The organism is Methylobacter sp. (assembly GCF_036845245.1).
In the GTDB taxonomy this organism is placed as follows: domain Bacteria; phylum Pseudomonadota; class Gammaproteobacteria; order Methylococcales; family Methylomonadaceae; genus Methylobacter_A.
Map to the genome: position 1 here is coordinate 140506 of NZ_DAIUEH010000003.1, position 25456 is coordinate 165961.

The window sequence follows — 25456 nt, forward strand, 5'->3', positions numbered from 1 at the left end:
ATCTCAGATAATTTACGCGTCAACAGCTCTTTTTTGTATATAGAAAAGACCCACCAAATCCATTCCATATGACAGTAAACGGCTGAAATTGTTTACAAGTGTTCATGCAAAAATTCCGGTGACTCATTCCATTTTTCATGACAGACTGACGACATCTTTCGACGCATCTATTGAGTCAGCTTACTCACTGTAGATGAATTTTATTCATATTCGCTGGTTTAAAATATGCCAAGATTGTTTTTTGCTTTATGGCCTGACGATGAAACCCGGCAAGCTCTGGCGCGCTTGACTCGATCTATTGCTGCTAAAGAATTAAAATGGGTTCAGCCGTATAATTTCCATGCGACATTGGTATTTTTGGGTCATGTTGGAGCAGAAACCGAATCATTGATTAAGCAGCTCGCTACCGATGTTGACGCCCAACCTTTTACATTGACTTTTGACAGCTTAAGTTATTGGAGTAAACCCAAAATTTTATGCCTAACCGGCCGACAACCGATACCGGAAGCGGCGCTGATGCTGGCATCCGCTTTGGAGTCAGTAGCAGAAAATTGCGGACTGCAAACCGATAGCAGACCTTACACTCCCCATATCACCTTGGCTCGACATGCCCTGTGTCTACCCGATATAGAAATTGAACCGATAGTCTGGCATGCCGAAGCATTTTGCCTGATTGAATCCTGTAGTGAACCGGGCGGTGTCTTTTATAAAGTCATACAGCAATGGCCTTTTATCGAATCTTCCGCTGCTCGATAACGGCTTCATCTAGACAACCCGACCGTTAATCCCGATCAATGACTTTAATTTGGCTGGTGAATCGGCCTTGCGCGAGACGAGTCTGCACCATATCGCCGAGCTTAAGCTGTTCGGTAGAGCGGATGATTTCCCCGGAAGACGGGTTGATTGTCAGCGCATAACCTCGATTTAAAGTTGCCAGCGGACTGACCGCATGCAAGGTTTGACTGGAATTTAATAAGCGCAGGTTAAGCTGCTCTAACTTATGTTCGACTGCGGAAATAAGGCGGCTAGTCAAATAATCTTGCCGTTGTTTATGGCTTTTTATGATTATCGCAGGGTTATGCTGCCATAACTTAGCCGTTCTGGATTCAATAATGCCGGTCAGATGACGAAGTTTTGTGTGCATGGCTTGATTAAGCCTGGCCTCAAGTTCGTCCATGCGCCGCGCATTTCTCGCCAGCTTCTGACCGGGATGTTGCTGTTGCAGCCTCTTGGTCAGCCAGTCCAAGGTTTGCTGTTTTTGGTTCAGCTTTCGCTGCAATTGTTGTTGCAACCGCGATTCCAGGTATATGAATCGTGATAGCCATTGTTGCTGATCCGGGCTGGCGTGTTCCGCTGCCGCCGAAGGCGTCGCCGCGCGCAGATCGGCGACAAAATCTGCAATGGTAAAATCGGTTTCGTGTCCGACTGCTGAAATGATCGGAATTTCGCTATCATAAATGGCTCTGGCAACCAGCTCTTCATTGAATGCCCAAAGATCTTCCAGCGACCCTCCGCCCCGTCCAAGAATGATAACGTCGCATTGCTTATGTTGATTGGCGGTAGCTATCGCCCTGGCAATTTCATGTTTTGCGTTATCGCCCTGCACCGCAACCGGGTAAATAATCACCGGTATCGCGGCAAAACGTCGCTGCAATACCGTCAGTATGTCCCTAATTGCCGCGCCTGACGGCGAAGTAATAACGCCAATTGCTCTTGGCAATGTAGGCAAAGCTTGTTTGTGAGCGGTATCGAATAATCCTTGCTCCGACAATTTCAGCTTTAACGCATCAAACGCTCTACGTAAAGCTCCGTCGCCGGCTTCTTCAATATGTTCGACGATAAGCTGGTAATCGCCTCTGGGCTCGTACAGGCTGACTTGCGCCTTGACGATAACCTGTTTGCCGTTTTCCGGCTTAAACGCCAGTCGGCGCTGCTGAGTACGGAACATGGCGCAACGCACTTGGGCGTTAGCGTCTTTCAACGAAAAATACAGATGTCCGGAAGAAGGGGTGCTTAAATTGGATAGCTCGCCCTCAACCAGAACCGTTAGAAAATGCTCGGCGAGTAATTGGCTGGTTTCACGGTTAAGCTGGGTAACAGTGATGATATTGCGCCGTAAAGAAGCTATATTCATTGCTTCACGCGAGTTGGAGATGAATTTGCATTGCAATAAACTTAACGCTGTTCACTCGTTTTTTGTATACTTTCTCGTTGCAGTTGATTGATATAGCGCTGGACAGTCGATTCAAATACAGGCGTTATTTTGGTAAATAAACAACCTATTTTTTGGATTTTTAGCGCTGCAATTTTATCGGGGTTAATAACGAGCTTAGAGCAGACCTTAAAAGAAATAGCATCTTCACCTGCTCCTGAAAGCACAAGCCTGCACTTTTCAAACTGTGTTCCAGGTATTAATAAATTGGATATTTCAGTTGAGGTATTAAGTACTGAAAATCCCGTGAGGCTAATATCATATAACATTAAATTCACCGGATCTTGATCCTCCAGTATCAACTGGCAATAACTGGCTTTTGAACGCGGTGATTTTATTCGGAAAAACTCTCTACGCTGCATCCAATAGATCGACTTAGGAATTGGCATGCTAAACGCCGGTTCCCCATTATAAAGAATTTGTTTCAGCATGTTCCCTTTGAAAGACGATTTAATACCTGCAAAATCGGCTTCAAAAGTAATTCTAGTGGCCTTAAGAAGCTGTTGATTTAATTCTTCTTTGGGGCCGTAATCGAAAACTATGGAATTATTTGCCTCATTAATCTCAAGTATGGCAGTAAGAAAAAATGCTTTACCGTCGCCAAAACGAACGCTGAGCAGGCATTTATTCTTAACTAATATAGATAGATTGTGAGCTATTTGCCTTGAATTGTAGATTGAAAAAGAAGAGGAATCGCTCATTAATAATGTCCATGTATCTTTAGCTGATTATCGGACAACAAGTCTGTAGCCATAAGTATTTTGCGCGGTATAAAACGAATGAATCATATTAAAAAAGAGCTATTAATTTTATCCTATGCTTTTTTTGCTCTTTAATTTAAATCAATTACTCGTTTTTATGTAGGTCTTCCCGCTGGATCTGATGCATATAACGTTGAATAATTTCTTCAACCGGACGTGCTAGCTTGATGAACTTACAGCCTATTTTTTGAATTTTTTGGGGTTTATCAGGGTTAATTATGTACTTGGCACAAATCTCAAAGGAAACCATGCCCTCACCTGCGTCTGAAAGTATAAGTTTACTCTGGGAAAATGATGTGCCGGGAATTAGTATATCGGAAACTTCTTTGGAAACATTCAGCATGGCAAAACCTGTAAGACTAATGTCGTATAACTTAAGGTTAACTGGTTCCCGGCCTTCTACAATTAATTGGCAATAACTGGGTTTTGAAAGCGGCGATTTTACCCTGTAGTATTCTCTACGTTGCATCCAGTAAAGCGATTTAGGAATCGACATACTAAATGCAGCATCCCTTTTATGAGTGATTTTTTTCAGCCCGGAGCCCGTGAAAGAAACTTTGATACCATTATAATCAGTATCGAATGTGACCCTACCGGCATTAAGGATACGTTGATTCAAATCTTCTTTCGGCCCGTAATCTAAAATCACCGAATTATTCCCTTCATTGATCTCGAGTAACGTGGTGATATAGGACTCATTATTTGTTCCAAAACGAGCGCTGAGCAAACATTTATTCTTAACTAATAAAGATAAATGATTGATTATTTGCTTTGGGTTTTGGATTGAAAAAGAAGATATGTCGCTCATTAATATGTATTAGTTAGTTATCTATTGTTTTGCATTAAATGCGAAGCATACGTATTACTCAAAAACTCACTACATCGTAAACCCTCTTACTAAATCCACTGCACATATATGCTGAATGGCCTTGTTCAGATACGGATGCCATCGGATGAATTTGCGACTTATTCTTTGATCTTTCGTGGATTTACCCATGAAGGCTCATCTAAAATGTTTTTAAATGCCGCTAAGTTTAATATATTGTAGAATATTTGGTATCTAAGCACAAAGAAAAGGGGTGTTCGTGGCGTGGTTTCTTTTATTTTCTGCGGGATTTGCAGAAATAGTATTCGCTTTAAGTCTTAAATACAATCAAGGCTTTACCAAGCTATGGCCCAGCATCATAACAATGCTATCCGGTGGAGTAAGTTTTTATTTGTTGATGCTGGCAATTAAAACTCTGCCGCTGGGGACTGCATATGCCGTCTGGACGGGCATGGGCGCAGTCGGTGTAGCTGTGTTAGGTATCATTTTATTTAAAGAATCTGCCGACTGGTATCGCTTGCTGTCCATTACTCTGGTAATTGCTGGAATTATCGGTCTTAAATTAACCGATAGTGCTTAACGTGTTACATCTTATTTTTCAGTCACCGATTGAAACTGCCATTTTAGAGCGTATTGATTCAGGCGATGTTGTAGTGTTTCTTGAAAACGCGGTTCTGTCGATATTACAAAATAGCGTTATAAGCGGTACGTTAACGCGACTGCTCGGTAGCAATCGTCTTTGTGTATTATCAGATGACATTACAGTACGAGGAATTGCTCCCAATGAACTGGCTAAAGGATTGGAAATCATAGATTATGCCGGACTGGTGGAATTAACGGTTAAGAGCCGGATCATTCAATCATGGACGTGATGAATCCTGACCTGAGGACAACTGAACAGGGTTTTTTGATAAACTCCGCAGACTGGAATGAAAATATCGCGCAGCAACTGGCCGCTTCAAACAATATAAAGTTGAGCGATGATCACTGGGAAATTATTTTGTTCATTCGACGTTATTATCTGCAATTTAAACATTTGCCCAACGCGAGGGTTTTTACTAAAGCCATTGCCAAGGAATTGGGAGAGGCAAAGGGTAACAGTCGTTATTTGCATAAATTATTTCCCGAAGGCCCTTTAAAATATGCATGCAAATTGGCGGGCTTGCCTAAACCACCGACCTGCTTATAGTAGCATCGCAAAGCTTATACCCTAACCTTGTTTAAATTGGTGAATCAACCGCCTTTCTTTTTTATTCGGCTTATGATCCTTGCCGCTAAAATCAAATAATTGCCGCTGCTCACGGTTTTGAATGATTTGCTTTTCACGTTTGGCAAGACTTTCAGCACTTTCCTGATAGAGTAAAACGGCTTCTTTAGCCGAGCGCCGCTGGCCGTTAATGGCAATAATCGTAATTTCCCACCGATAATTATCTTTGCTGATAGAGAGAGCGGCACCGATTTTGACTTCTTTTCCGGGTTTAACACGCTGGTCGTTAACATGAACCTTCCCTCCGGAAATAGCCTCCCCTGCTAATTTACGCGTTTTAAAAAAACGTGCAGCCCATAACCATTTATCCAAACGGATAACTTCCAGTGCAGCCATTCAGACTACTTCATTGCCACTTTCAGCCCATGCCTTAAACCCGCCGGCCATGCTAACCGCACTTTTGAATCCCATTTTATTTAATACCTCTACGGCCAAAGCCGAACGACCGCCGGATTGGCAATAAACGATGATGTGGGCATCTTGCTTATCCTGAAAGTCGGGGTGCGAGCCTATCTTAAATTCCAATACGCCGCGAGGTATGCTGAATGCTCCCGGCAAGTGGCCTGCGGTATATTCGGCAGATTCCCGTACGTCCAGGATAAGGCTTGTTTCTAAGGCGTTTTTTGCTGCATTAATATCAATTTCAACAATATTTTGTTTGGCTTGAGCAACAAGATCCATTGCGGTAAGTGTCATAATTATCTTTAACGAAAATAAATGAATGTTAGCAATAACCAAGAGCCCATTTATTTAGAACTTTATTCAGGCTCGCTATTATTGACGTTGATGGCTGATTCTACAGCCATGTCTATTTTAGATAAAACCAACAGCCTTTGTCTTTATTTTAATCAGGACATCGGCAGATGAACAAGAGTATAAGAAAACTCGGGGTGACCACTAAAAGCGGCCACTCCATAGCGGAAAATATTAGTTAATGTGTTTTTTTAACTCTCTAGGCAATGAAAATACTACTTTTTCTTCTATGCCTTGAATCTCAATAGCCGATTGCCCACCCCATTGCTTTAACTGATTGATAACTTCCTGGACCAGGACTTCCGGTGCGGAAGCTCCTGCAGTAACGCCGACCACAGCAACGCCATCGAACCAGTTCTGCTGCATATCTTGAGCGGTATCAATCAGATAAGCCTGTTTACCAAGTTGCTCGGCAATTTCACGCAACCGGTTTGAATTGGAACTGTTAGGTGAGCCGACAACGAGAATAAGATCGGCCGTTTTAGACAGCTCATGAACCGCATCCTGACGGTTTTGCGTAGCGTAGCAGATATCGTCTTTTTTCTGTTCCTGTATGGCTTTAAAGCGCGCCCTTAAGGCATCGACCATGATTTTGGTGTCCGTCATTGACAAGGTGGTTTGGGTAACATAGGCCAAATTGTCGGGATTTTTTACCGCCAGCTTTTTAACATCTTCCGGGGTTTCCACCAGATAGATGCCGCCATTATCCGTGCCTCTTTCATATTGCCCCATGGTACCTTCAACTTCGGGGTGTCCGGCGTGGCCAATGAGAATAACTTCACGATCTTCTTTGGCATGCTTGGCAACCTGCAAATGAACCTTGGTTACCAGCGGACAGGTCGCGTCAAAAACCGTTAAATTACGCTCTTTAGCTTCCTGCTGCACTTGTTTTGAAACGCCATGAGCACTGAAAATCAAATAAGAACCGACCGGCACATCCGTTAAATCCTCAATAAAAATAGCGCCTTTTTCTTTAAGTCCGTCAACAACCGTACGGTTATGGACAACTTCGTGACGAACATAGATAGGCGCGCCGAAAGCCTGGATGGCTTGATCGACAATTTCGATGGCCCGGTCTACACCGGCACAGAATCCACGGGGGTTAGCGAGTACAATTTGCATATCTTGACTTCTTTACTAGGTTAATTTGAAGTTATTTTAACTCAACATTGTTTCTGATACGATAATTCCGTCTGCATCAGCATATAAAAAATGATTTTGTTTGAAATTGACGCCGGCAAAAGTGATCAATAAATCTCGGTCTCCATGGTCTTTTTTATGGCTTTTTAAGGGATGCGTATGCAAAGCACGTATCCCGATAGGGAGCTGATCAATAATTGCAGAATCGCGGATGCAGCCATGAATAACAATGCCTTGCCAGCCATTGGCAATCGCAAGCCTTGCCAGATCGGCACCCAACAAAGCGCAACGATGGGAACCGCCGCCATCGACCACTAAAACCCTGTTTTCAACATTCTCTTCCAATACTGCCCTGACCAAAACGTTGTCCTCAAAAACTTTTATTGTAGTGATTTGGCCGCAAAAGCTGGTGTGACCGCCATAAGGTTTGAGCAGCGGTTCGGCAATCTGGAAGTGGTCTTCTTCTGAATGGGCATCGCAAAGATCGGCGGTGGTAAATGTCATGATTGAAACCTCACAGATTTAAAGTGCGAATAAATAGTAACCGATTGGTCACCCATTCTAAAAATACCGGGCCAACAAGCCCTTATCAGCGCAAATTTCCGGTAGCGGTATTTTAACTTCATAACCGCCGCCCGATGCTTCTTCCATATCTTGGCCATACATACCTTCCATGCGTTCGACGATAATATTCTGGTTGCCTTCAGGCAGTATCAATTCCAACTTGTCCCCGACCGAAAACTTATTTTTGACATCAACGGTTGCAAGGCCGGTCGTTTGGTCATAACTCCTGATTTCACCGCAAAATTGTTGCTGATGGCTTTTGGAATAGCCGGTTATATAGTTTTGATGTTCGTGGGTATGGTGGCGCTGGTAAAAACCGTCGGTGTAGCCCCGATTGGCAAGATTGTCCAAAACACCGATTAACTCAGGCTGAAATGCACGTCCCGCCAGCGCATCGTCAATTGCTTGGCGATAGGTCTGCGCGGTACGCGCCACATAATAATGCGACTTGGTGCGGCCTTCGATTTTAAGGCTGTCTACGCCGATTTCGACTAGGCGCTGCACATGCTCGATGGCCCTTAAATCTTTTGAATTCATGATGTAAGTACCGTTTTCATCTTCCATGACCGGCAACAGCTCGCCTTTGCGTCCTTCTTCTTCCAGAAAATACACCTTGTCGGCCAACGGATGCCGTTCCGCACCACCGCAACTGGCGTTGCTGATGTCGGACATCGACAATACTTCGCCAACAGGCAGATAATCGCCCTCTGCATTTTCTTCGGCGGGCAGCGTGTCGTATTTCCAGCGGCAGGAATTGGTGCAAGTTCCCTGATTAGGATCGCGGTGATTGAAGTAGCCGGATAACAAACAGCGCCCGGAATATGCGATACATAACGCGCCGTGAACAAACACTTCAAGCTCCGTATCGGGACAAAGCTGGCGAATTTCTTCAACTTCATCCAACGATAGCTCGCGGGACAAAATGACCCGCTCAACACCCATGCTTTTCCAGAAATTGACCGACGCATAATTAACCGTATTGGCCTGCACCGATAAATGTATCGGCATGTCCGGCCAGGCTTCCCGCGTCATCATAATCAAGCCCGGATCGGCCATAATCAACGCGTCCGGCTGCATTGCAATAATAGGGGTAATATCTTTAATAAAAGTTTTAACCTTGGCGTTATGCGGAATCACATTAGTTGCGAGGAAAAACTTTTTGCCCAATTGGTGCGCCTCATCTATGCCCTTGGCCAAATTATCGGCCAGAAAATCATTGTTGCGCACGCGCAGGCTATAACGCGGCAGTCCTGCATAAACGGCATCCGCGCCATATGCAAACGCATAGCGCATGTTCTTAAGGGTTCCGGCAGGAGAAAGTAATTCGACTTGTTTCACGTCAGGCTGTCCTGCCTGACGCCCTTCGGGTAAATGCAAATTTGTTCCAGACATATTAGTCATGTTGAAGTATATAAATGATCTATGTAGAAGTATTCTATCGTAACCCGCTATGCAAGCCAAAAATGGGAGGTTCTAATGTGGATAATAGTGTTTATAGTCGCACTGCTGTTTGTTTTGGGTGGCGCGTTAATTCTGTTACGGTCAGTCAATAGTCCGAAAGTTCCCGATAACGTAAAAGCGCAACCTTATGAAAAAGATGAAGACGATGATTGGTAGCGAGAATAGTATTAGTGAGTCCGTAGTGTAAAAGTAACCGGTCCGTTATTGACCAGAGAAACCTGCATGTCGGCGCCAAACCGGCCGAACTCAACATGAGCGTAAGTTTGCTTTGCCAACCATTGCAGATAATCGAACAGCTCCTTGCCTTTTTCAGGCGGTGCCGCAGAAATAAAACTGGGCCGGTTGCCTTTTTCGGTATCGGCCGCCAGCGTAAATTGCGGCACCAGCAACAACCCACCGTTAATATCTCTTAAACTCAGGTTCATACGGTCATCGCTATCGGCAAAAATTCGATAGTTGAGGATACGTTCCAGCAAACGCTGGGCATCTTTTTCGGTGTCCGCTTTTTCCACCGCAACCAGTGCCATGATGCCGGTATCGATTTTTCCGATGTCCTGATTATTGACGGTGACTTTAGCAGTAGTTACGCGTTGGATAATGGTGATCATATAGGTATTACAACCTGGCGATTTTTAAGGATGCGTAGGAATGTATTCCAGAATCAATTCCAAGCCTTCCGTGGGATAGTTGTAGACATAAACCCATGCCGTAACGAGACGTCCGTCTTTAAGCGACACTGATTGTTTCTGACGACTATATTCGTTGGGTTCAGGAAACGCGAGTCCGCATTCTTCATACTGATCAAGTAGAGGCAGCACAACATCGGCTTGATGAAGCAGATAGACCTCACCCCGCACTGCATCTTTGGGATCATCGGAAGGAACTGCACCGGGATAGCAATCGATTTGATAAAGTTTGCCGCAGTAGCTTGCATCATTTACAAATTCGGCGTGTTTCGCCAACAGATGATGCATCTCGCTATTCGTATCACGCCTGAGTGTTCCGTAAACAAAAATATATTCGTCGGAGTTCATGATGCGTCGTTTAAAAAACGGATATGGAAAGACATCTTAGATACTCCAGCGTTGCCAACCGTGACGCTGGAGTATCACTAACTGCGTTCTCACGCCGGAGCGTGGGAACGCTACAATCTAGTTTTAATGCCCAACCTCAACCTTGGTGCCTTTGGTTTGGCCGATGTCAGCCAAAGTTTGATTAAACCAGGCGGTATCCAGGTCAAAAGGTTTGCCACCTTTGATGCGAGGAAACTCAATCGCACGCAGCACAAAGTTTTGATCGTCATCATGTCCGATAACGCCTGATTCACGACGGAAAGCGCATTCAACGGCCAGATCGGCACAAGACTTGATCAGACGAATGTCTTCGACATTAGCCGCAGAAGCACGGGCAAAGTAGCCTGATTTTTGCACCAACGTTTTTTCAGCGCCAATCATTTCTGCAAACTGGTCACCGAACCATTTACCGGGATTAACCGCGTCCAGCTTGACATGACCGAACGCATCGCGCGGCACATCCTGTCCCTTGGCTTGCATTTCCGCGACGATGGACTCAACGCCCGCCCCTTCCGATACAAAGATATTAACGCAATCCACTTTATCCATTACCGCCCGCAGACGAGCCGCTTCGGCTGCAAGATCGATTGTCATTTCAGGAATAAAAACGCCATGCACTTCATAAGTGGCGCGATCCAAACCCAGCTCAGGCAGCCATTCGGCGCGATCCAGCAGCTTGCGGTATTCCAGAGCGGTCGCCGCAGTCAGCCAGCCGCAGCTGCGTCCCATCACTTCATGAACAATCAGCATGCGCGGGTTGGAATTGTTTTCGGCAACAACGTTCCAGAAGTAACGCGCGCCCTGTTCGGCAGCCGTCCAGGCGCCCAACGATTGTTTGATTGGAAACACGTCGTTATCGACGGTTTTAGGCAAGCCGATAACAGTCAGACCATAATCGTTTTTCGCGAGGAACGCGGCAAGATCAGCCGCAGCGGTATTGGTATCGTCACCGCCGATCGTATGCAGAATATCCACGCCGTCTTTAACCAGCTGGTCGGCAGCAACTTTTTGCGGATCCTGGCCTTCCTGAACCAGTCCGCGCTTAATGCAGTCTTTAACGTTAGTCAGCTTGACGCGGCTGTTGCCGATCACCGAACCGCCAAAACGATGCAAAAGACCCGCTTTTTCGCGGATTGCTGGAGTGACGGTATAAAAATCGCCCAACAACAGGCCTTTATAACCGCTACGGTAACAAATGATTTCAATCGAAGGATCGATTTCAGTGTAACGCTCGATAAGACTGCCGATAGCTGAGTTTAGGCAAGGGGCCAAGCCGCCCGCCGTGAGAATCGCGACTTTTTTAGGTTTGTTCATGGAGAAACTCAAAGGGTGAAATTAAAAAAGCAAAATTTTATCATATAAGGGAAGCTCTTTTTTAGTCTTTCTCATCGTTCTGATGCGCTACGGCATGGAATCAGTGCAAAGGCCAAAGCAAGTTTTGGACTCCAAAAACCGCGGCTACCGGAAGTACGAAGCTTGCTGTGTAATTCTAAGCGGCAACGGCAAAAGTGCGTAACACACCATTTTTAATCTTTGGCCTTAAGCCTTTTGCCTATTTAAAATCAGCCTTCCAAATGATACTGGACAATCCGCTCAACCTCGTTTTTCGATCCTAAAATGACCGGAACCCGCTGGTGCAGACCTTTGGGTTTAATATCAAGGATACGCTCGCGCCCTGTGGAACAGGCACCACCCGCTTGCTCGATAATAAAAGCCATCGGATTGGCCTCGTACATAATGCGCAGCTTTCCTGCTCTTGACGGGTCGCGCAAATCATACGGATACATAAAAACCCCGCCGCGCGTCAATATCCGGTAGACTTCCGCCACCATCGACGCGACCCAACGCATATTAAAGTCTTTTTCACGCGGACCTTCGGTGCCCAGTAAGCATTCATCAATATAACGGCGTACCGGCGGCTCCCAGAAACGCTGATTCGACATGTTGATTGCAAATTCATTGGTGTCATTCGGAATCTTCATGTTCGGGTGAGTCAGGATAAACTCGCCTATATCCTGATCCAGCGTAAAACCGTTAACGCCATGCCCGGTTGTTAGAACCATCATCGTTGACGGGCCGTAAAGCACAAAACCCGCACAAACCTGTTCCGAGCCTTTCCGCAAAAAATCTTCCAAAGCCGGCTCAACGCCTTCGCAGCAACGCAGAATCGAGAAGATAGTACCTACCGCCAAGTTGACGTCGATATTTGAAGAACCGTCCAACGGATCGAACAAAGCCAGATATTTGCCTTTTGGATACTGAGACGGAATACTGATGATGCCGTCGATTTCTTCCGATGCCATACCGGCCAAATGACCGGTCCAGTTCAGCGCATCGACCATAATGTCATTGGTAATAATGTCCAGCTTCTTCTGCACCTCCCCTTGTACATTCTCGGAGTCGGCACTGCCCAGCACACCAATTAAATTGCCTCGATTAACAAGATGCGAGATTTTCTTACATGCTGTAACCACATCGTTCAGTAATGAAGTAAACGCTCCCGAAACGCCCGGCAGCTCGCGCTGCTGCTCAATAATAAACTGGGTCAAAGTAACATGTTTGGTCATTCTTTATCGCTCCGATGGTATGTTGTCTTTTTAAAAATACTTCCAATAAATACATACAGCTTCTGTGTACACTGGTTCCGCAGCAGAAGGCTGTTTGCGCATAGCTTACAAGCCAAAACATATTGTAAATCATAAAGAGCGGTATTGATGCCGCTAATATAGATGTTATCGCGCTTGTATTCCTCATTCGAAACAAGCTCAGCTATTAGGTTATGCCGCCACAGCCGCAGCACAACGACAGGCTAAGCCAAAAAAGTAAATAACGTATAATCAACAAATTAGCTTTATCGTTTAGCGTCTCCCAACAAAAGAGCTTGATATCAATGTTGCAAATATCCAATCAGGTCAGCATTCCGGACAATGAAATTGAAATTCATGCGATTCGTGCGCAGGGAGCCGGCGGCCAGAATGTCAATAAAGTATCAACCGCCGTTCATTTGCGATTCGATATTAGCGCGTCCTCATTACCCGAGTTTTACAAAGAAAAACTGTTGGCTTTAAATGACCAGCGCGTTTCAAAAGAAGGCGTGATTATTATCAAAGCCCAGCAATACCGCACCCAGGAAAAAAACAGGGAAGATGCTTTAAATCGGCTACAGGCATTAATTCAAAGCGTGGCTATCATTCACAAAAAACGCAAAGCCACTAAGCCGACCAAAGGATCGAAGCTAAGGCGCTTGGATAGCAAAGCCAAACAAGGCCGGATCAAAGCTTTGAGAGGGAATATTAATGTCGATTAACCTCAATCTTAGAAACCGCAGTTGAGCATTCCAAACCCCGTTCCCAGTCGAAGAATGAGTAGGGTCTGTAATGTTCACAGAATTAGACGAGCATGTGGAAGCCGTTCGTGCTGAGCTTGTCGAAGCATGAACGGCTTCCACACATTCCATGGCAATTTTAGACGAAGACACTCAGAGAAAAAAGCGATGCTGGTTTTACAAATAGTCATCAAACAATGGGATAAAAGCCAAAGGACAGCAGCCCATATTCTGGAACGCGCTAATATCCCCGATAGATACCCCATCATTTTTCCGCTGGCTTTTTATAATTTCAATAAGCAATGTGTAATAGATCGGCATGGGGATGATGTTCAGGGCGGGCGCTTAAAATATACGCAGCTGGCAGACGGAAAAATACAATTCGATCGATTTCAACTGAGTTTGGAGAATAAAGTTATTGCATATTTTGGCGCAACTCAACCTGACAAAGCCCTTCATGCAATCGGGTCATTGGATAATCAATGGATACAATGTAAATACACAGACAGATACAGCGTTTTCGAGAGCGATTTTTATTATTGGCTGTATGAAGAAGTGACTTTAAACGCTATTTGTGTCAGTGAATTTAACCAAAACATTTTTATGAATATTGAACCGGCGATTGTTTTTGAAGATTTTAATGACTTGGAGACTATAGTCTCTAAACGACGGTTAACTCAACAAAAATAAACCCTACCAAAATCAATATCTACTTAAATAACAAGCCGTTCGATTTTTAAAACCGCTCGCACTGAATTTGTCGAGATTTAACCAGTCCCACCATTTTGATTAAATCTGGTTTTGATTAAGCTAGGTGCACTTTGCGGGCTCATTGTATAATTCGGCGCAATGTTTTTTGCTGACCTCCTAAACCTAAAGGATTGATTAAAATATGCTTCCAGAAAAACGCTTAACTCGTCGTCGTGGAATTTATTTGTTACCTAATTTATTTACCACCGGAGCGCTTTTTTCAGGCTTCTACGCGATTACTTCGGCGATGGGCGGACGTTATGAAACCGCTGTTGTGGCCATTTTTGTAGCGATGATACTGGACGGACTGGATGGCCGCGTGGCTAGGCTGACCAATACGCAGAGCGAATTCGGCGCTCAGTACGACAGCCTTTCTGACATGGTTTCATTTGGCGCGGCACCCGCTTTAGTCATGTATTTATGGGCATTTTCCAGCATGGGTAGATTGGGTTTGTTTGCTGCATTTGTCCATACGGCGGGCGGCGCATTACGACTCGCGCGCTTTAATACCCAGCTGGCAACGGCCGATAAGAATTATTTCCAGGGTCTTCCCAGCCCTGCCGCCGCAGCGATCCTTGCCGGATTTATCTGGATTTGCCTGGAGTATAAATACGACATTGAGCTATTCAAATATTTTGCACTTGTCTTAACAGTCAGCACCGGCTTGCTGATGGTGAGTAATTTCCGCTATTGGAGCTTCAAAAAAATCGACTTAAAAGGCAAAGTGCCTTTTATTGTCGCGATTGCCGCGATGCTGGCTATCGCTTTCGTGATGGCGCAGCCGCAAACGATGTTGTTCTTGCTGTTTTTAGGTTACGCCATTTCAGGCCCGGTTATTACTCTGGTTATGCGTAAGCGCAGGTTGCAGGGGCGTAAAGCGTAAAATCTGCTTGAGGCGGCACAGCCATTGGCGTATAGTCACGACCATGTTTACTCAAATCAACCATGCATTTCAAAACCCTCTTTCCGGCGCAATGCTTGCCGAAACAGGCTTGCGCGCGTGGCTATGCCTGCCTTTAAGATTCCTGCCCTGACGGGCACATATCTTTTTCTATATTAATGATTTAACCCCCTATATCCGTGTATCAACGTAACAGTTGAAACCCTTTATCGACTTGCATGGAGGCGCGCCCAAAAAGGCGCTTTAGGCGATGCAAGGAGCAATTGCCGAGAATGGAGTTTTTATGAAAGACAAGTTAATAATATTCGATACTACTTTGCGCGATGGCGAGCAAAGTCCCGGCGCATCAATGACGCGCGATGAAAAAATCCGAATTGCCAAGGCCTTGGAACGCTTAAAGGTCGATGTAATCGAGGCCGGTTTTCCCGCGGCCAGTCCCGGCGATTTTGAAGCCGTCCAAGCGGTTGCCAATGTGATAAAAGACAGCGTGGTGTGCGGACTGGCCAGAGCGCTGGACAAAGATATAGACCGTGCAGGCGAGGCGCTAAAAGGCGCCAAACAGTCCCGGATTCATACTTTTATCGCCACCTCGCCGATCCATATGCAAATGAAATTACAGATGCAGCCGGAACAGGTCATTGAATACGCGGTCAAAGCGGTTAAACGCGCCCGGCAATATACCGATAATGTCGAATTTTCGCCGGAAGATGCCGGGCGTTCGGAAGAAGACTTTTTGTGCCGGATTCTTGAAGCGGTTATCGACGCAGGAGCCACCACGCTGAATATTCCGGACACTGTCGGTTACAGCGTTCCCGATCAATTCGGCGCAACCATCGCCAACCTGATCCGCCGTATCCCCAATTCGGACAAGGCGATTTTTTCCGTGCATTGCCATAATGATTTGGGACTTGCGGTTGCCAATTCGTTGTCCGCGGTCATGAACGGTGCGCGCCAGGTTGAGTGTACGATTAACGGCTTGGGCGAACGCGCCGGTAACGCATCGCTGGAAGAAGTGGTCATGGCGGTACGTACTCGTAAGGATGTATTCACCTGCCAAACCGGTATAGATACCCGAGAAATTTTGACATGCTCAAAACTGGTATCGTCAATCACCGGTTTTCCTGTGCAGCCCAACAAGGCCATCGTCGGTGCCAATGCTTTTGCACATGAAGCGGGCATCCATCAGGACGGCGTATTGAAAAGCCGCGAAACTTACGAAATCATGCGCGCTGAAGATGTCGGCTGGACAGCTAACCGCATGGTGCTGGGCAAACATTCAGGCCGGAATGCGTTTAAAAGCCGTATCACCGAATTGGGTTTTGAGTTCGGTTCAGAAGAAGAGTTGAACGAGGCTTTTTCCCGCTTCAAACAGTTAGCCGACAAAAAACACGAAATCTTTGATGAAGATTTGCAAACATTGATTTCGGAAGCCGGTTTTGAGGCGGAAGATGAGCATGTCAAACTGATAGCCCTGAAAGTGTGCTCGGAAACCGGTGAAATACCCAACGCAACCGTTACACTGCGAGTGGACAATAAAGAAGTCACCGGTAATGCGGATGGCGGCGGCGCTGTGGACGCCAGTTTAAAGGCCATTGAAAAGCTGGTCCAAACCAACGCAACGCTGGAGCTTTATTCGGTTAACAGCATCACCAACGGCACTGATGCCCAAGGCGAAGTCACTATCCGTCTTGAAAAAGCGGGCCGGATTGTCAACGGCTTGGGCGCTGATACCGATATTGTTATCGCTTCAGCCAAAGCCTATATCAATGCCGTGAATAAACTGCAAAGCCCTGACCAACGCCAGCATCCTCAGAAAGGGGATGTTTGATTGAGGTGCAAGGCGAAATTCATCGTTCCCACGCTCCGGCGTGGGAAAATTAAGTAAGTAGGTCGAGACGGTTTTGGATAACACAACACGCCTGCAATACCTTGAAGCGATGGGCATTGATGTCTGGTTGCCCCGAGTTGTTCCTGTCCAAGAGCAAGCGTCGGTACCCGATGCTATCGCTGAAAACATCCTGCCGGAACCGGAACCAGAGCCGATTGATACCTGGGAGGCCTTGCAAGCCGAAGTTGTCCCCTGCACTAAATGCGATTTATGTAAAACACGCACCCAAACCGTTTTTGGCTCGGGCAATAAAAACGCCGACTGGATGATTATCGGTGAAGGACCCGGACAAAATGAAGATCAACAAGGCTTGCCTTTTGTCGGCAAGGCGGGGCTGTTGTTAACCGAGATGCTAAGAGCGATAGGCCTTGATCGGGATGAAGTTTTTATTGCTAATGTTGTCAAATGCCGCCCTCCCGCCAATCGCGATCCCAAGCCTATCGAAATCGAAACCTGCAAACCTTACCTGTTACGGCAAATGGCATTGCTCAAACCAAAAATCATCGTGGTTTTAGGGCGGGTTGCCGCACAGGCGTTGCTCAACACGGATGAGCCGATCAGTAAGCTAAGAGGAAAAATACACGCTTTAAATGATGAGCCAGTTATTGTAGTCTATCACCCGGCGTATTTGTTAAGATCCTTGCTGGACAAGCGCAAAGCCTGGGCGGATTTAAAACTCGCGCTGCAAACATATAAAAACATTAAAGGTTGATCATGTTGGGAATAATGTTAGAAAAAATAAAAGACTTTATGGTTTATGACGCCGATAGAGAGTTCTACGCCAAATTATTTCCCAACTCGGTGGGCAGAAAAGATTTAATGCGCCTAAGAAAAATGCGAAACACCGATTTACCCCAAGTTATGGCGATTGAACGGGCAAGCTATCGATTTCCCTGGGGCGAAGACATATTCAGGGACTGCTTTAGAGCCAATTATAATTGTTGGGTGTGCGAAGAGCAGGATACCGTATTAGGGTACAGCATACTCTCGATCGCTGTCGGTGAGGCTCATGTTTTAAATATTTGTGTAGCGCCTGCCGAACAGGGGCAAGGAATAGGTCGTAAGATGCTGGAAAATCTTATCGAACTGGCCCGAGGACGGGCAGAAACCATGTTTCTGGAAGTCAGGCCGTCCAATACCGTCGCCATCGCCCTTTATCAGGACATGGGATTCAACGAAATCGGTATCAGAAAAGGTTATTACGAAGCGGAAAACGGCCGCGAAGACGCCATCATGCTGGCGTTGCAGATTTTTTGAAGTTACACAGCGCGGAGTTCGTAAGCTGAATTGACAAATCCCGCTTACGACGTCAATTATTTCAAATTATTCGTAACATGCGGCTCTATAAGTTGGTACATGATTTGGTGCATTTTGGGACTAGCCGCGATCAGGTTACCTGACTCCAAATACTTATCATTAAAAGAAAAATCGGTAACTACGCCACCCGCTTCTTTTATCAATAAAATACCTGCAGCCATATCCCATTCCATCAGGCCTATTTCCCAAAAACCATCCAATCGACCCGCAGCCACATAAGCCAAATCAAGCGCAGCAGCGCCCGCACGGCGAATTCCTGCCGAATCGGTCGCCAATGAGCGAAACATGCCCAAGTAAGCATCCATATGCAGGCCGGTTTTAAATGGAAAACCAGTGCCGATTAACGCGCCTTTCAAGCTGGTTTGATTAGTCACCCGAAGACGACGATTGTTTAGCATGGCGCCGCCACCGCGTTTGGCAGTGAATAATTCATCTCGTAACGGATCGTAAATAACGCCGACTTCAATCTTGCCTTTATGCTTTAACGCGATGGAAACAGCATATTGCGGGAAGCCGTGCAGAAAGTTGGTCGTACCATCCAACGGGTCGATAACCCAGACAAAATCGTTACCCTCATACGCACCGCTTTCTTCTGCCAGAATGCTGTGATCAGGATAGGCCGCCTTGATAATATTGATGATTTCCCGTTCGGCCATACGATCAACCTCGCTGGCATAGTCGTTTCTGCCTTTTTGGTCGACTTTTAGCTGGCCGATATTATCAGATGAGCGGAGTATCAAGTCGCCGGCGCTTCTTGCAGCACGGACGGCAGTATTTAACATGGGTTGCATAGGCGGATTATATTGAGTACTGAGTATGGACAGATATTTGCTCGTGCAATATCTGCATTTTCCCATGTCTTTGAGGGTTATGCAGAAATTAGAGCACTAAAGCAAGGGCATTAGGCAATGCAGCAGCAATTGCTGAAAACACCATATAATACCAAATATTTTGCTAAACTTAGGCTCTTTTTTTAACTAAGGACAAGGCCTTGCTGTCTACTATAAAAATTGTGCTGGTCGAAACAACGCATCCGGGGAACATAGGTGCGGTTGCCCGTGCGATGAAAAACATGAAGATGCATAATCTTTGGCTGGTTGCCCCTAAATTATTCCCCAGCGCCGACGCCACTTCCAGAGCTTCAGGCGCCGATGATGTGTTGGCGGCCGCAACCGTGTGCCAGACTTTACAAGAAGCCATTGCCGATTGCCAGTTGGTGATCGGTGCCAGTGCCAGAGGCCGAACGATCAGCTGGCCGGAAATGACGCCCAGGGAATGTGCGGAAAAAGTGCTGATTAATGAACCCGGCAATAAAGTGGCTATCATTTTTGGTCGGGAAAATTCGGGCTTAAAAAATCACGAACTTGATCTGTGCCACTTTTTGTTACGTATTCCCTGTAACAGCGAATACAGTTCCTTAAATATTGCCGCCGCCGTGCAGGTCGTTTGTTATGAATTATTCGTGACATCAGGACTGGCTCCACAAGAAGAAATTTTTGTCGGCGACAAAGGCGACGAACCTTTAGCGACAGCAGCGCAAATGGAGTCTTTTTATACTCATATGGCTGAAGCATTAACCGACATAGGTTTTATGCATCCAGCCAAGTCAAAATCCATTATGCGGCGTTTACGCCGGATTTATAACCGGGTGCAAATGGACACCAAGGAACTGGACATACTACGAGGCATCTTGCGGATGTCTCAAGGTCATAAAAGGAATAACGATGCTTAACTACTTAAAAGAAGATATTGCCTGCGTCTTTGAACGCGATCCCGCTGCGCAATCGGTCTTTGAAGTCATTACCACCTATCCGGGATTTCACGCTGTTTTAATTCATCGACTCAGCCATTTTTGCTGGTTAGCCGGATTCAGGTGGTTGGCTCGATTTATTGCCTATTTCAGCCGCTGGCTGACTGGAATTGAAATTCACCCCGGTGCAATTATAGGCAGACGCTTTTTTATTGATCACGGCATGGGGGTGGTCATCGGCGAAACCGCCGTCATCGGTGACGACTGCACCTTATATCATGGCGTGACCTTGGGCGGAACCAGTTGGGATAAAGGCAAGCGTCATCCGACCTTGCATAACGGCGTGGTGATAGGGGCCGGAGCAAAAGTCTTAGGGCCTATCGATATAGGCGAAAACGCACGCGTGGGCTCAAACTCGGTCGTATTAAAACCGGTACCGGCGGGTGCAACCGTCGTTGGTATTCCCGGCCATATTGTCGACCCTAATAGCCGAGCCGCCGCGGCCGAGCGCGACAAGATCGCCTACAAAATGGGCTTTCAAGCTTACGGAGCAACAACCGACATGCCCGATCCCATCGCTTATGCGATTAATCACATGCTGGATCATATTCATGCGATGGATAAACAGATAGAAACCATGCAAAAAGCGCTCAATGATGCCGGTATAAAATACACGGAATCACCGATCTCTAAATTGGACGGTTGCGAAATTGAGGACGGCTATCAGAACAGAAAAGGTGAAAGTTGAAAAGCGCATATTTAACCTTGAGTCTACCTATGTCTGACAAGACCATAATAGTTGACTATTATGCTAGGTTAAGTATAGTAACAATATCTTAACGGTATTTATAGAGGATACTATTGTGCGCTTAACAACTAAAGGTCGCTATGCGGTTACTGCAATGCTGGATTTGGCTTTTCACAGTCAAATCAAGCCGGTAACCCTGACTGACATTGCGGCTCGTCAAACCATTTCCCTGTCTTATCTGGAACAACTCTTTGCCCGTTTACGTCGCGCCGGCATGGTAAAAGGCGTGCGCGGCCCTGGCGGCGGCTACAAACTGTGCCGCAAGACCAGTGATATTAATATTGCTGACATTATCGCCGCCGTCAATGAACCGCTTGACTCAACCAAATGCGGCGGAGAAGCCAATTGCCAAAAGGATCAGGCCTGTTTAACCCATGATCTATGGATGGGATTGAGTGAACAGATTAGAGAGTATCTGAAGAGTATTTCTTTAGCCGACCTGTTAGAAAAAAACCAGGTTCAGGAAGTTGCGATAAGACAGCATAACGATGCCCAACAAATTATTGAAATTTATCGCCATCCAGACTAATGTTCGACTTGAATGATCTATTTTGATCATAATGCAACTACGCCGATAGATGATCGCGTTCTGGACGCGATGCTTCCTTTCCTGAAGACATTCTACGGCAACCCTTCCAGCTTATATCGTCACGGTAGAATCGCCGGCAGCGCCATCGATGCAGCGCGTGAGCAGCTGTCGGCACTGCTTGGCGTTCAACCGGGGCAAATTATTTTTACCAGCGGCGGCACCGAAGCCAATAATCTGGCGTTGGCAACGCTAGCACCTCAGGCCGGACTTGCTGTTTCAGCCATTGAACATCCCTCGGTTCTTGAACCTGCCCAGTATTTAAAAAACCTGGAACATGAGCTTACGTTGCTCGATGTTGATACAAACGGCCTAATCACACAAGATACTATCGACGAGGTTATTCGATTAAAACCCGGCTTGGTTTCAATAATGTTGGCTAACAATGAAACCGGCGCAATACAGAATGTCGTTCATTATACTGATCAGTTAAGAACTCACGACATCAGGGTTCATACCGACGCTGTGCAGGCACTGGGCAAAATACCGGTAGATTTTAACCGTCTCGGAGCGCATTTGATGTCGTTATCCAGCCATAAAATCTACGGTCCAAAAGGCTGCGGCGCACTGGTATTTGAAAAATCCGTAGAAATAAATCCTGTCTTGCTGGGTGGAGGACAAGAACATGGACTCAGAGCCGGAACTGAAAATGTCGCAGCCATTGTCGGCTTTGGCAAAGCGGCGGAACTCGCCAAAACCGAACTTGCCGAACGTCACGGCTATCTGTTAAAACTTAGAAAACTATTGGAACAGGGCTTAAGCACCATTCCCGGCCTGACTATTTTTGCAGAGAACGCGGAACGACTGCCCAATACCGTCCAAATGGGCATCCACGGCATCGATGGAGAAATGCTGCTGATGCAGCTGGATCAAAAAGGCATCGCTGTTTCCAGCGGTTCAGCCTGCGCCAGCGGCCAGAGAGAACCCAGTCCGGTATTGGTAGCCATGGGAATTGATCCCAGCGAGGCAAAAAGTGCAATCCGCATCAGTTTGGGAAAAACCAACACCGAAGCGGAAATTTTTGAATTTATTAAACAATTAAAGTCCTTAAGCGTAAAAGGATAAAGAGGTCATTATGTCTGTCTCATTAACTGAAAGTGCCGCTCGGCAAATTAAGAAACAACTGGAAAAACGCGGCAAAGGCATGGGTTTAAAACTGGGCGTAAAAACATCCGGTTGCTCGGGTTATGCCTATACGATCGATTACGCCGACGCATTGAATGAAGGCGATGCGGTGTTTGAAAATTTCGACGTAAAAGTCATTGTCGCCGCCAACGACCTGGAGTTTGTCGATGGAATAGAACTGGATTATCGCCGGGAAGGCATTAACGAAGCCTTCAAATTCAATAACCCGAATGTAAAAGGTACCTGCGGCTGCGGCGAGAGTTTTTCCGTTTGATCAGGGAAATCAATTCGCCCACAAATACCACAAAAATATTCGCTAATCTATCATGGATCAACTGTAGTTTTTAGGATAACGGCTAACCAGATCTTCTATGGTTTTAAAAGCCAGCGCCGCCATAGCACAAGGCAAGGAAGACAAAACGCCAGCATTGGTTGAACATGCTAAATAAAAAGCGCTGAAACACGCAAAAATGGCCAAAAATGGGGCAATGGGACATTTAAAAATTGAAATACAACGCCGTGGATGAGCTTGAAAAAGCCATCACTGCAAGCAATGCAGGCGATGTCAAATTAGCTGCTATGCCCATCGAAAAAACTTTGGGCTTTCTTCAGGCCGGAAACAAATAGTGTCAATATCTTGGGAAAAGTTTTGCCTACATTCCTGCAGACAAATGCTTTGAAAAGGTGCGCACAGCGCACACTACAAATCCTGCAATAAATTACTTAAGCGGGCAAAGTCGACTAGGGATATGTTCTCGGCTCTCAAGGTTGGATCTATGCCCAAAGCAACAATATCTTCCTCGGCAATCAATTTTTTCAGCGAATTGCGCAACGTTTTGCGCCGTTGAGAAAATGCCTGGGTGACGACCCGATTGAGTTTGGCCATATCATTAACCGCAACAGGCGGTTGCCGATGCGGCACCAACCTGACGATAGCCGACATCACCTGCGGAGCCGGATCGAAACTTTCCGGCGGCACATCGAATAACAGCTCTGTTGCGCAATAATATTGCATCATGACGCTAAGCCTGCCGTATTTTTTGCTGCCTGGCACCGCGCAAATCCGGTCAACCACTTCTTTTTGCAACATGAAATGCATGTCGTCAATACAATAGGCGTTATCCAATAAATGGAACATCAACGGCGTCGAAATGTTATACGGAAGATTACCGATGACGCGCAGTTTTTTGTCTCCATCAGCCAATGCCGAAAAATCGAACCGTAACGCATCGGCACTGTGAATTTGCAGATTAGGGTAGTGCTTGAATTTTTCTTTAAGTAAAGCCACCAAATCCCGGTCAAGCTCGACCACTTCCAGACGCACACCTTCCTTTAATAAAGGCTCGGTTAACGCGCCCTGCCCCGGCCCGATCTCAACCCAATGTTGATCAGGCTTGGCCTGAATACTGGAGATAATATTGTAAATAATAGTGTGGTCATGAAGAAAATTCTGACCGAAGCGCTTGCGCGGAGTATGTGCCATTTATTGTGCAGCCATTGTTATTGCGGTTTCCAGTGCGAACTGTAGACTGCCTAAATCGGCTTTGCCGCTACCTGCAAGCTCCAAAGCCGTACCGTGGTCAACCGAAGTGCGAATAATCGGCAACCCCAACGTAATATTGACGGCCTGTCCAAAGCCCATATGTTTAAGCACCGGCAGCCCCTGATCATGATACATCGCCAATACTGCATCCGCCGTAGCCAGATACTTATCAGTGAACAGCGTATCAGCAGGTAACGGCCCTTGCAGACTCAAACCTTGCTTGCGAAAGGTATCAAGCACCGGCTCAATAATCTCGATTTCTTCCCTACCCATATGACCGTTTTCACCGGCATGAGGATTAAGCCCGCAGACCAGTATTTTCGGGTGGTCTATACCAAAGCGCGAGCGTAGCTCTTGGTTCAGTATCCGAATCACCGTACGCAACCGGGTATGTGTGATAGCTTGACTGACTTCCGACAGCGGCATATGCGTAGTCACCAGCGCCACCCGCAAGCCCGGCGTTGCCAGCATCATCACCGGATGCCCTCCGGTAATATTTGCAATAAACTCGGTATGTCCGCTAAAAGACAAACCTGCATCATTGATAACGCCTTTATGGACAGGCCCTGTCACCATCGCATCGAAAACCACATCCATGCAGCCTTTAGTCGCTTTGGTGATGGCTTTTAACACATAACGGCTATTGCCCGGATTCAGCTGCCCGCATTGAACCGGTTCAGCCAGATCCACCGGCAAAACGGTCAGGCAGCCGGCAGTCTGGGTGGCGGCAGGCTTGGTGCTGTCAAACTCTTTTATCTGAAGCGGGAGACCTAATTGCTTGGCGCGTTCTTCCAGTAATTGCGGGCTGGCAATGGCGATGATTTCGCAGGACAAATCCTGCTGGGCGAGCTGAACGCAAAGATCGGGACCTATGCCTGCGGGTTCTCCGGGTGTTAATGCAATACGCGGTACGGGTAGCCTGGTTTTCATCTGGGAACTGAGCTAAAAAAAGAGTGATTTTACAGCATAACTACCGGAATTATTTTAAAAATGATGTTTAATCGATAAGAGAGCTAACCAAAGCAATTGATTTATCGATTCATATTTTCCATAAACATCAAAGTCATATACTATGAAAAAGAGTCCGGATTCATCGTTCGCACTTAATAAACGGAAACTGCAGAATATACAGCTTGGAAATGGCATAATTACCAACAAAAGTGTTAGACATCAAAACCTTGATGAAAAAGCTCAGCAGTAATTTTTGGTGAATTGATTTTTTATATAGGCGATGAAAATTCTGCCTGAGAGATGGCGGAGCGGACGGGGCTCGAACCCGCGACCACCGGCGTGACAGGCCGGTATTCTAACCAACTGAACTACCGCTCCGCAGTTCGAGCCGGGTATTCTATAAGATTACATCGCTCTGTCAAGCATAAAGACTCGAGCTTACAGCTTTCTTTTTA

General features: G+C 46.2%; 32 protein-coding genes and 1 tRNA gene. 17 read left to right on the forward strand and 16 right to left on the reverse strand.

All coding sequences use genetic code 11. The annotated features are described in order from the left end of the window. Positions 1-225 precede the first annotated feature (225 nt). Complete coding sequence (gene thpR / locus V7051_RS02550; protein WP_333873250.1) at positions 226-756, forward strand: RNA 2',3'-cyclic phosphodiesterase; 531 nt, start codon at positions 226-228, stop codon at positions 754-756. Between the two features lie 25 nt (positions 757-781). On the opposite strand, the gene xseA is transcribed toward thpR, so the two are convergent. The 3 genes from xseA to V7051_RS02565 form a co-directional block, all read right to left on the reverse strand. Continuing rightward, positions 782-2134 carry an exodeoxyribonuclease VII large subunit gene (xseA, locus tag V7051_RS02555; RefSeq protein WP_333873249.1) on the reverse strand — a complete coding sequence of 451 codons (1353 nt, stop codon included), beginning with the start codon at positions 2132-2134 and terminating at the stop codon, positions 782-784. A 41-nt stretch (positions 2135-2175) separates the two neighbouring features. After that, positions 2176-2913 carry a flagellar brake protein gene (locus V7051_RS02560; RefSeq protein WP_333873248.1) on the reverse strand — a complete coding sequence of 246 codons (738 nt, stop codon included), beginning with the start codon at positions 2911-2913 and terminating at the stop codon, positions 2176-2178. A 145-nt stretch (positions 2914-3058) separates the two neighbouring features. Then, positions 3059-3781, reverse strand: coding sequence for a flagellar brake protein (locus V7051_RS02565; RefSeq protein ID WP_333873247.1), 723 nt, complete (start codon positions 3779-3781; stop codon positions 3059-3061). A 277-nt stretch (positions 3782-4058) separates the two neighbouring features. Between V7051_RS02565 and V7051_RS02570 the strand changes: the two genes are divergently transcribed. From V7051_RS02570 to V7051_RS02580, 3 genes are read left to right on the forward strand one after another with little or no spacing between them, the layout of a single operon-like run. Next, positions 4059-4379, forward strand: a complete 321-nt coding sequence (locus tag V7051_RS02570; protein WP_333873246.1) for a DMT family transporter — start codon at positions 4059-4061, stop codon at positions 4377-4379. Between the two features lies 1 nt (position 4380). Then, the gene (tusB, locus tag V7051_RS02575; RefSeq protein ID WP_333873245.1) at positions 4381-4671 is read left to right on the forward strand and encodes a sulfurtransferase complex subunit TusB; all 291 of its coding nucleotides are present in this window, start codon (positions 4381-4383) and stop codon (positions 4669-4671) included. Next, positions 4662-4988, forward strand: coding sequence for a TusE/DsrC/DsvC family sulfur relay protein (locus V7051_RS02580; protein ID WP_333873244.1), 327 nt, complete (start codon positions 4662-4664; stop codon positions 4986-4988). The genes tusB and V7051_RS02580 overlap by 10 nt, the downstream gene beginning before the upstream one ends. A gap of 21 nt (positions 4989-5009) precedes the next feature. Here V7051_RS02580 and V7051_RS02585 read toward each other — a convergent pair whose 3' ends face one another. From V7051_RS02585 to trhP, 5 genes are all read right to left on the reverse strand, one after another. Then, complete coding sequence (locus V7051_RS02585) at positions 5010-5402, reverse strand: RNA-binding S4 domain-containing protein (RefSeq protein ID WP_333873243.1); 393 nt, start codon at positions 5400-5402, stop codon at positions 5010-5012. Beyond that, the gene (locus V7051_RS02590) at positions 5403-5762 is read right to left on the reverse strand and encodes a rhodanese-like domain-containing protein (RefSeq protein WP_333873242.1); all 360 of its coding nucleotides are present in this window, start codon (positions 5760-5762) and stop codon (positions 5403-5405) included. It lies immediately after the preceding gene. Positions 5763-5993: 231 nt separating this feature from the next. After that, positions 5994-6941: a 4-hydroxy-3-methylbut-2-enyl diphosphate reductase gene (ispH, locus tag V7051_RS02595; RefSeq protein WP_333873241.1), complete on the reverse strand. Its 948-nt coding sequence runs from the start codon at positions 6939-6941 to the stop codon at positions 5994-5996. A 36-nt stretch (positions 6942-6977) separates the two neighbouring features. Next, positions 6978-7463 carry a ribonuclease E activity regulator RraA gene (gene rraA, locus V7051_RS02600; protein ID WP_333873240.1) on the reverse strand — a complete coding sequence of 162 codons (486 nt, stop codon included), beginning with the start codon at positions 7461-7463 and terminating at the stop codon, positions 6978-6980. 57 nt (positions 7464-7520) lie between these two features. Then, complete coding sequence (gene trhP / locus V7051_RS02605) at positions 7521-8861, reverse strand: prephenate-dependent tRNA uridine(34) hydroxylase TrhP (protein ID WP_333873376.1); 1341 nt, start codon at positions 8859-8861, stop codon at positions 7521-7523. 138 nt (positions 8862-8999) lie between these two features. Here trhP and V7051_RS02610 point away from each other — a divergent pair, with 138 nt between their 5' ends. After that, a complete protein-coding gene (locus tag V7051_RS02610) occupies positions 9000-9140 on the forward strand; it encodes a hypothetical protein (RefSeq protein ID WP_333873239.1) in 141 nt (46 codons plus the stop codon). An 11-nt stretch (positions 9141-9151) separates the two neighbouring features. Here V7051_RS02610 and dtd read toward each other — a convergent pair whose 3' ends face one another. The 4 genes from dtd to V7051_RS02630 all read right to left on the reverse strand — a co-directional run bounded on the left by dtd (position 9152) and on the right by V7051_RS02630 (position 12624). After that, positions 9152-9592, reverse strand: a complete 441-nt coding sequence (gene dtd, locus V7051_RS02615; protein WP_333873238.1) for a D-aminoacyl-tRNA deacylase — start codon at positions 9590-9592, stop codon at positions 9152-9154. 24 nt (positions 9593-9616) lie between these two features. Further along, a complete protein-coding gene (locus V7051_RS02620; RefSeq protein WP_333873237.1) occupies positions 9617-10018 on the reverse strand; it encodes a gamma-glutamylcyclotransferase family protein in 402 nt (133 codons plus the stop codon). Positions 10019-10141: 123 nt separating this feature from the next. After that, a complete protein-coding gene (locus tag V7051_RS02625; RefSeq protein ID WP_333873236.1) occupies positions 10142-11371 on the reverse strand; it encodes a pyrophosphate--fructose-6-phosphate 1-phosphotransferase in 1230 nt (409 codons plus the stop codon). 248 nt (positions 11372-11619) lie between these two features. Next, positions 11620-12624: a class 1 fructose-bisphosphatase gene (locus tag V7051_RS02630; protein WP_333873235.1), complete on the reverse strand. Its 1005-nt coding sequence runs from the start codon at positions 12622-12624 to the stop codon at positions 11620-11622. Between the two features lie 323 nt (positions 12625-12947). Between V7051_RS02630 and arfB the strand changes: the two genes are divergently transcribed. From arfB to rimI, 6 genes are all read left to right on the forward strand, one after another. After that, complete coding sequence (gene arfB, locus V7051_RS02635) at positions 12948-13364, forward strand: alternative ribosome rescue aminoacyl-tRNA hydrolase ArfB (protein ID WP_333873234.1); 417 nt, start codon at positions 12948-12950, stop codon at positions 13362-13364. 186 nt (positions 13365-13550) lie between these two features. Then, the gene (locus tag V7051_RS02640; protein WP_333873233.1) at positions 13551-14072 is read left to right on the forward strand and encodes a hypothetical protein; all 522 of its coding nucleotides are present in this window, start codon (positions 13551-13553) and stop codon (positions 14070-14072) included. Between the two features lie 202 nt (positions 14073-14274). Next, complete coding sequence (gene pssA, locus V7051_RS02645) at positions 14275-15015, forward strand: CDP-diacylglycerol--serine O-phosphatidyltransferase (protein WP_333873232.1); 741 nt, start codon at positions 14275-14277, stop codon at positions 15013-15015. A gap of 301 nt (positions 15016-15316) precedes the next feature. Beyond that, complete coding sequence (locus V7051_RS02650; RefSeq protein ID WP_333873231.1) at positions 15317-16861, forward strand: 2-isopropylmalate synthase; 1545 nt, start codon at positions 15317-15319, stop codon at positions 16859-16861. A 73-nt stretch (positions 16862-16934) separates the two neighbouring features. After that, complete coding sequence (locus tag V7051_RS02655; protein WP_333873230.1) at positions 16935-17633, forward strand: uracil-DNA glycosylase; 699 nt, start codon at positions 16935-16937, stop codon at positions 17631-17633. A gap of 14 nt (positions 17634-17647) precedes the next feature. Next, on the forward strand, positions 17648-18178 hold the full coding sequence (rimI, locus tag V7051_RS02660) for a ribosomal protein S18-alanine N-acetyltransferase (RefSeq protein ID WP_442919615.1): 531 nt from the start codon (positions 17648-17650) through the stop codon (positions 18176-18178). A gap of 56 nt (positions 18179-18234) precedes the next feature. Here rimI and V7051_RS02665 read toward each other — a convergent pair whose 3' ends face one another. Further along, entirely contained in the window at positions 18235-19029 is a 795-nt protein-coding gene (locus V7051_RS02665) for an inositol monophosphatase family protein (RefSeq protein WP_333873228.1), read from the reverse strand. A gap of 200 nt (positions 19030-19229) precedes the next feature. On the opposite strand from V7051_RS02665, the gene V7051_RS02670 reads away from it, so the two are divergent. The 6 genes from V7051_RS02670 to V7051_RS02695 all read left to right on the forward strand — a co-directional run bounded on the left by V7051_RS02670 (position 19230) and on the right by V7051_RS02695 (position 23134). Continuing rightward, the gene (locus V7051_RS02670) at positions 19230-19970 is read left to right on the forward strand and encodes an RNA methyltransferase (protein WP_333873227.1); all 741 of its coding nucleotides are present in this window, start codon (positions 19230-19232) and stop codon (positions 19968-19970) included. Beyond that, positions 19963-20736, forward strand: coding sequence for a serine O-acetyltransferase (gene cysE / locus V7051_RS02675; RefSeq protein ID WP_333873226.1), 774 nt, complete (start codon positions 19963-19965; stop codon positions 20734-20736). The genes V7051_RS02670 and cysE overlap by 8 nt, the downstream gene beginning before the upstream one ends. Positions 20737-20851: 115 nt before the next feature. Continuing rightward, the gene (iscR, locus tag V7051_RS02680) at positions 20852-21325 is read left to right on the forward strand and encodes a Fe-S cluster assembly transcriptional regulator IscR (RefSeq protein WP_333873225.1); all 474 of its coding nucleotides are present in this window, start codon (positions 20852-20854) and stop codon (positions 21323-21325) included. A gap of 12 nt (positions 21326-21337) precedes the next feature. Beyond that, positions 21338-22447: a cysteine desulfurase family protein gene (locus V7051_RS02685; RefSeq protein WP_333873224.1), complete on the forward strand. Its 1110-nt coding sequence runs from the start codon at positions 21338-21340 to the stop codon at positions 22445-22447. A 10-nt stretch (positions 22448-22457) separates the two neighbouring features. After that, positions 22458-22781, forward strand: a complete 324-nt coding sequence (locus V7051_RS02690) for a HesB/IscA family protein (protein ID WP_333873223.1) — start codon at positions 22458-22460, stop codon at positions 22779-22781. A 230-nt stretch (positions 22782-23011) separates the two neighbouring features. Next, positions 23012-23134, forward strand: coding sequence for a hypothetical protein (locus V7051_RS02695; RefSeq protein WP_333873222.1), 123 nt, complete (start codon positions 23012-23014; stop codon positions 23132-23134). A 73-nt stretch (positions 23135-23207) separates the two neighbouring features. Here V7051_RS02695 and rsmA read toward each other — a convergent pair whose 3' ends face one another. From rsmA to V7051_RS02710, 3 genes are all read right to left on the reverse strand, one after another. After that, positions 23208-23990: a 16S rRNA (adenine(1518)-N(6)/adenine(1519)-N(6))-dimethyltransferase RsmA gene (gene rsmA, locus V7051_RS02700; RefSeq protein ID WP_333873221.1), complete on the reverse strand. Its 783-nt coding sequence runs from the start codon at positions 23988-23990 to the stop codon at positions 23208-23210. After that, a complete protein-coding gene (pdxA, locus tag V7051_RS02705; RefSeq protein WP_333873220.1) occupies positions 23991-24980 on the reverse strand; it encodes a 4-hydroxythreonine-4-phosphate dehydrogenase PdxA in 990 nt (329 codons plus the stop codon). Positions 24981-25302: 322 nt separating this feature from the next. Beyond that, positions 25303-25379, reverse strand: a tRNA-Asp gene (locus V7051_RS02710). Between the last annotated feature and the right edge of the window lie 77 nt (positions 25380-25456).